This window comes from Serratia sp. BIGb0163, assembly GCF_024809935.1.
In the GTDB taxonomy this organism is placed as follows: Bacteria; Pseudomonadota; Gammaproteobacteria; order Enterobacterales; family Enterobacteriaceae; genus Serratia; species Serratia quinivorans.
The window spans coordinates 1-1,462 of the sequence record NZ_JANUDZ010000021.1; the positions used below are offsets into that span (position 1 = coordinate 1).

Annotated in this window: 1 rRNA gene; it reads left to right on the top strand. The window is 52.3% G+C overall.

Features of this window, described 5'->3' with window-relative positions:
• Window positions 1-1,399 (top strand): 23S ribosomal RNA (locus M2406_RS26385); the annotation flags it as partial.
• Window positions 1,400-1,462 lie beyond the last annotated feature (63 nt).

Here is a 1,462-nt window from a genome sequence, read left to right on the forward strand (position 1 = left end):
AACCCTGAGGCGTGATGACGATGCACTACGGTGCAGAAGTAGTTGATGCCAAGCTTCCAGGAAAAGCCTCTAAGCATCAGGTAACACAGAATCGTACCCCAAACCGACACAGGTGGTCAGGTAGAGAATACCAAGGCGCTTGAGAGAACTCGGGTGAAGGAACTAGGCAAAATGGTGCCGTAACTTCGGGAGAAGGCACGCTGGCGCGTAGGTGAAGAGACTTGCTCTCGGAGCCGAAGCCAGTCGCAGATACCAGCTGGCTGCAACTGTTTAATAAAAACACAGCACTGTGCAAACACGAAAGTGGACGTATACGGTGTGACGCCTGCCCGGTGCTGGAAGGTTAATTGATGGGGTCAGCCGCAAGGCGAAGCTCTTGATCGAAGCCCCAGTAAACGGCGGCCGTAACTATAACGGTCCTAAGGTAGCGAAATTCCTTGTCGGGTAAGTTCCGACCTGCACGAATGGCGTAATGATGGCCAGGCTGTCTCCACCCGAGACTCAGTGAAATTGAACTCGCTGTGAAGATGCAGTGTACCCGCGGCAAGACGGAAAGACCCCGTGAACCTTTACTATAGCTTGACACTGAACATTGAGCCTTGATGTGTAGGATAGGTGGGAGGCTTTGAAGCGTGGACGCCAGTCTGCGTGGAGCCAACCTTGAAATACCACCCTTTAATGTTTGATGTTCTAACTCGGCCCCGTAATCCGGGGTGAGGACAGTGTCTGGTGGGTAGTTTGACTGGGGCGGTCTCCTCCCAAAGAGTAACGGAGGAGCACGAAGGTTAGCTAATCACGGTCGGACATCGTGAGGTTAGTGCAAAGGCATAAGCTAGCTTGACTGCGAGAGTGACGGCTCGAGCAGGTACGAAAGTAGGTCTTAGTGATCCGGTGGTTCTGAATGGAAGGGCCATCGCTCAACGGATAAAAGGTACTCCGGGGATAACAGGCTGATACCGCCCAAGAGTTCATATCGACGGCGGTGTTTGGCACCTCGATGTCGGCTCATCACATCCTGGGGCTGAAGTAGGTCCCAAGGGTATGGCTGTTCGCCATTTAAAGTGGTACGCGAGCTGGGTTTAGAACGTCGTGAGACAGTTCGGTCCCTATCTGCCGTGGGCGTTGGAAGATTGAGAGGGGTTGCTCCTAGTACGAGAGGACCGGAGTGAACGCACCACTGGTGTTCGGGTTGTCATGCCAATGGCATTGCCCGGTAGCTAAGTGCGGAAAAGATAAGCGCTGAAAGCATCTAAGCGCGAAACTTGCCTCGAGATGAGTCTTCCCTGGGAACTTGATTCCCCTGAAGGAACGTTTAAGACTAAGACGTTGATAGGCTGGGTGTGTAAGTGCAGCGATGCATTGAGCTAACCAGTACTAATGATCCGTGAGACTTAACCTTACAACACCAAAAGTGTTTTGATTTGAGAGATTTTCAGCGCGTTCCGAGATTGGTTCTGGTGGT